General features: G+C 44.9%; 6 protein-coding genes. 4 read left to right on the top strand and 2 right to left on the bottom strand.

All coding sequences use genetic code 11. The features are described from left to right. Window positions 1-37 precede the first annotated feature (37 nt). A complete protein-coding gene (locus AC1DWN_RS27840; protein ID WP_477562134.1) occupies window positions 38-985 on the top strand; it encodes an MBL fold metallo-hydrolase in 948 nt (315 codons plus the stop codon). 56 nt (window positions 986-1,041) lie between these two features. On the opposite strand, the gene AC1DWN_RS27835 is transcribed toward AC1DWN_RS27840, so the two are convergent. Both AC1DWN_RS27835 and trpS read right to left on the bottom strand, forming a co-directional pair. Further along, on the bottom strand, window positions 1,042-2,037 hold the full coding sequence (locus AC1DWN_RS27835; RefSeq protein ID WP_477562133.1) for a DUF1835 domain-containing protein: 996 nt from the start codon (window positions 2,035-2,037) through the stop codon (window positions 1,042-1,044). Between the two features lie 30 nt (window positions 2,038-2,067). After that, window positions 2,068-3,051 carry a tryptophan--tRNA ligase gene (trpS, locus tag AC1DWN_RS27830; RefSeq protein WP_477562132.1) on the bottom strand — a complete coding sequence of 328 codons (984 nt, stop codon included), beginning with the start codon at window positions 3,049-3,051 and terminating at the stop codon, window positions 2,068-2,070. A gap of 662 nt (window positions 3,052-3,713) precedes the next feature. Here trpS and AC1DWN_RS27825 point away from each other — a divergent pair. From AC1DWN_RS27825 to AC1DWN_RS27815, 3 genes are all read left to right on the top strand, one after another. After that, entirely contained in the window at window positions 3,714-4,160 is a 447-nt protein-coding gene (locus AC1DWN_RS27825; RefSeq protein WP_477562131.1) for a MarR family winged helix-turn-helix transcriptional regulator, read from the top strand. Between the two features lie 132 nt (window positions 4,161-4,292). Then, window positions 4,293-4,694 carry a DoxX family protein gene (locus AC1DWN_RS27820; protein WP_477562130.1) on the top strand — a complete coding sequence of 134 codons (402 nt, stop codon included), beginning with the start codon at window positions 4,293-4,295 and terminating at the stop codon, window positions 4,692-4,694. Window positions 4,695-4,719: 25 nt separating this feature from the next. Next, window positions 4,720-4,982, top strand: a 263-nt coding sequence (locus tag AC1DWN_RS27815) for a VOC family protein (protein ID WP_477562129.1), incomplete at its 3' end; no start/stop codon positions are given.

Here is a 4,982-nt window from a genome sequence, read left to right as displayed (position 1 = left end):
CTATAGTCATTCTGCCCATTATAATAAAGGCAAATTCATCAATCTTATTCCTACTACAATGGATATGTCTCTGAAGGAGAAGCTAGTGCTGCTCGTTCAATTTGTAAAAGGAAATTCGAAAGCTAAACCAGCACATCCACTTACGGTTGAGCCGCTAAGTGAGGCTTATTATGACCAAACTAAGCAGCCTAAGCTGACTTGGTTTGGTCATTCCGCCGTTCTCATGCAGCTTGACGGGAAAACCATATTGCTAGATCCGATGCTCGGCAAAGCCCCATCCCCATTTCCCGGATTCGGAGGGAAACGCTTCAGCAGCAAGCTGCCTATGGAGATCGAACAGATGCCGTCGATTGATATCGTGCTTATCTCGCATGATCATTATGATCATCTGGATTATGGTTCAATTGTGAAGCTTAAGGATAAAGTGAAGCAGTTCCACGTCCCGCTTGGTGTTGGCGCGCATTTGGTGAGCTGGGGCGTTAGCCCGAGCATCATTGAAGAGCATGATTGGTGGGATGAGTTCGAATGTGAAGGGCTGAAGCTGGCATGTACGCCAGCCAGACATTTCTCTGGCAGAAGCTTAATGCGTGATGTTACTTTGTGGTGCTCATGGGTTATAAACGGTCAGGAGTCCAAAGTCTTTTTTAGCGGCGACAGCGGTTATGGTCCTCACTTCAAAGAAATTGGCGCCAAATACGGACCTTTTGATCTGACGATGATGGAATGCGGCCAGTACGATGAACGTTGGGCAGCTATCCATATGATGCCAGAGGAAACGGTGCAGGCACACCTGGATGTGAAAGGGAAAGTACTCATTCCCATACATTGGGGTGCTTTTACACTTGCGATGCATGATTGGACAGACCCGGTTGAACGTGCGGTCAAGGCAGCTAAGCATCGTGAAGCTCGAATATCTACGCCGAAAATAGGAGAGACCGTTCTAATCGGCTCGCCCGTATTTCCGTCTTCTCCTTGGTGGAAATAAACATAGGGGTTCACGAGCTTATGCCGCCAGCAGATGACTCTAGTCGTTTAAGCTTGTTATTTGCGTACAACCGTTGCACGGTTCCTATCTGAGCGCCAAATATCATGATTGCCCTTCAAATGAACCCCACCATACCATAGATCGATACCATTTAGGCTAATCCAATCTATATGGTTGTTCACTGCTTGAACACCATGTTCGGTGAGTTGAACTCGGGTATGCAGGAAGTTTTCGATTGAGTCATTCAGACCTGGGAATGGTGGATTACCATCTAGAGCTAATAAGGGATAGTTTCCTTGTGTCATTTGCTTTAAACAAAGCCAGTACTGGATATCGCCCATACCAAGTCTATGTAACTTATCACTTGTTTGTTGGAGCAATGACAAAGGTCTATCCACACCACTATGGATAAGTTCAATTGTCGTTTGCTCTGCAATGCCGAGCCCATTCTGTAAGGACGGGAATCGGTTTAAGTGAAGAAGGAAGGCATCATGCAGGAAGGGAAGTGCCGATGTATCCTCTTGTAGCAGTGATACAATTTCCATAGGCGTAGATGAGGTGTAGGATTCCCAGGCTTTTTTGCCCAGCTGGAGTTCGTCTTGCGTTATTTTACGCCAAGTCCCAGCTAGTGAAGACAGCTGTTCAGCAGATAGTTGGCCTAAACCGTGAAAGGGCTCGATTCCAGGGAACCGATCTAAGCTTAGTAGATAAAGCTGAGTTTTGCCTAAATCGCGCCCTTCAAACCAATGTAGTAAATAGCAGAGCATAGTCTGGTCGAATAGATCATGCTCAAACCACAATACGATCTCATCATGCTGCTGGAAGGCTGCTAGTTGACTCTCTTGTAATTCTGACGAACGTAGCCACTCCTCATAAGGAATACCCATTGCTTGCTCCAAATAGCTGCCTCTAGCGGATCGGTGGTCGGGCAGATTTGGTTGAAGAAACACAGGCCCCTCCGAATAAATCTCTCTCCAGACGAGAATATCCCCGTCTACATCACTTTCTTTTAGCTTATCTCCCACGGAGTCTCCATTTACGATATGCAGCATGAAATAACCTCCCTACTATTTGATTATGAACTAAAAGGTCACTAATCCCATAGCGCGTTTAGCGGCTTGAAGTGTCTTATTCGCAATCTCAGCGGCCTTCGCAGCACCCGCAATCAATATTTGATCAAGCTGCTCTGAATAAATAATTTCTTTATAGTTTTGTTGAAGGGGCTCTAGCTTCTGTATGACAACCTCCGCGAGATCTTTTTTAAAGGAGCCATAGCCTTGACCATCATAACGCCGCTCGATGACGGAGATTGGCTCACCCGAGAATACGGCATACATTTCAATTAAATTACTGACGGCAGGCTTATGATCCCAATCGTAACGAACGGTCATGTCGGAGTCGGTGACCGCACGCGCAAATTTTTTACGAATAACATCAGGCGGATCGAGCAGAAGCACATAGCTGCTGAGGTTCGGGTTACTCTTACTCATTTTACTAGAAGGATCATCCAGACCCATAATACGGGAGCCCAAATCTTGAATGATCGGCTCGGGTATCGTGAAGGTGTCACCAAATTGATGATTAAAGCGTGCCGCTAAATCCCGCGTTAGCTCCAAATGCTGCTTCTGGTCGTCACCGACAGGCACATGAGTTGCTTGGTAGAGCAGAATATCAGCTGCCATTAGCACGGGATAGGTGAACAGGGCGGAGCTGACCGATTCTTTGCCTTCTGATTTTTCTTTAAATTGCGTCATCCTGCTTAGCTCACCAATACGGGCCTGCGTCTCTAGCATCCAACCAAGCTCGACGTGGGCAGGAACATGAGATTGAATGAAGATGGTGCTTTTGTTAGGGTCAATTCCAGCTGCAATATAAAAGGCCGCTACATCTCGGGTGCGTTGGTACAACTCCTTAGGGTCTTGATGAACAGTTATAGCGTGTAAATCGGGTATGAAAAAAAAGCATTCGTGCTCATGCTGCATCGTAATAAACTGATGCAGCGCACCTCCGTAACCGCCAATATTGAGCTCGCCGCTAGGTTTAATTCCTGATAATACAACGCTCATCACATAACCCCTCCTTATTCACATATAAGAATTTACACTTAGAGATGTGCTTATATCTCTCCGCAAGACGATTGCTTCGTCCACCGAGGACGGCGCTAGTCATTATCGCTGGACAACAAAAAAACACCTCGTCCGCAAAAGGGACGAAGCATTAGCTCCGCGTTACCACCCGAATTCGGCAAAGTGCCGCACTCTGTCATGAACGATGTTAGGCGGTTTCGCCTGCATGCAATCATGCCTCCTTTATATAACGGTAGGAGTTTCCGTCAAAGCCTACAGCTTTGTTAAATGATAAGAATTTATAAGTTTCACACTTATAAATATGCTTATCATTCACCGCGAAACGAGCTTATGCCGCCAAGGAGGGCGCCAGCCGTTTACGCTTGAACAAAGTTTCGGTTTGAAGCGATGGGACCCATTCACCTAATGACCTTGTACCGGACCTTTCACCAGTCGCCGGCTCGCTAAGACAATTACAATAAGTTACTATTTCCCTTCATAGCTGTGCAATATTAATTTATTGTTCATAACATTACCAATTATTGTTAGGGTAGTCAACACTATTATGAGTGAAAAGGGAGTTGACAATTAGCTGCAATTGTATTATCTTTAATTTAAGATATTACAATTTGAGAAAAACGGTAAACGAAAGGGGGATTAAAATGGCGGACAATACGCAAAATGATTCGTTAGATCTCTACATTGCGTTATCTAGAGCTAGCCAGTGGGTAAGCAGCCATGCTGATCGGGATATCAGGAGTCATGGTTTGAACCGTACGGAGTTTGGCGTACTCGAGCTGTTGTATCACAAAGGTCCTCAGCCGTTGCAGCAAATTGGCGAGAAGGTGCTTATGAGCAGCGGTAACATCACTTATGTTGTTGATAAGCTGGAGAAGAAGTGCTTTGTACAGCGCAGAGCTTCGACCGAGGATAGACGGCTAATCTATGCTGAAATAACCGATAACGGAACAGCCTTTATCGATAAAATATTTCCGACACATGTGGAAGTCATTGAGACGGCGACGAACGGGCTTACGCTGGAAGAGAAGCGAGTAGCAAGTGCGCTTTTAAAGAAGCTAGGCAAGTATGCTCAGGAGAATTATAAGTAGCTAAGCTTTAAACGAGATGTACCAGCTGCTTATTTTTTTGCGATATATCTTTAAATTAAGAATCTTTATTATGAGTTACAAGAATAACTGGCTTTACCAAAATAAAAAATAGAAATTTGGAGGAAATTAGAAATGAGTGTGGCATTGGGATTATTGATCGTTCGGTTGGTTGTAGGTTTATTGTTCGTAGGGCACGGCGCACAGAAGCTGTTTGGTTTATTCGGAGGCTACGGTCCAAAGGGTACGGGAGGCTGGATGGAGTCGATTGGAATTAAGCCGGGTGTGGCTATGGCAGTAGCTGCTGGACTAATGGAGTTTATCGGCGGAATATTGTTTGCAGCAGGATTATTAACACCACTTGCAGCCGTATTAATTGTTATTACGATGACAGGAGCTATTGCAAGTGTGCATGGTAAAAATGGATTATGGGTGACCTCTAATGGTTATGAATACAACATGGTTCTTATTGCTGTAGCGGTAGGTGTAGCTTTAGTAGGAGCTGGAGATTATTCGCTTGACGCTATCATCAACTAAGATAAAAATAAGGAGAGTGGAAGACATGACAATTCAAACAGCAGGTATTCACCATGTTACAGCCTTTGTAAGAAATCCTCAGCAAACCTCTGATTTTTACTCGGGTGTGCTTGGCCTTAGACTTATTAAAAAGACGATTAACTTTGATGCGCCTGAGGTATATCATCTCTATTTTGGGAATGAAATGGGCAGCCCGGGTACGATTATTACATTTTTCCCTTGGGAAAATTCACGTAAAGGCCGTGTTGGAGGCGGGCAGGTTGGATTTACTACCTATGTGGTTCCTGC

The sequence above is a fragment of the Paenibacillus sp. P4_A7 genome, from assembly GCF_056402455.1.
The sequence above is the reverse complement of the archived record's forward strand: the minus strand, read 5'-3'. Positions and strand labels throughout refer to the sequence as shown.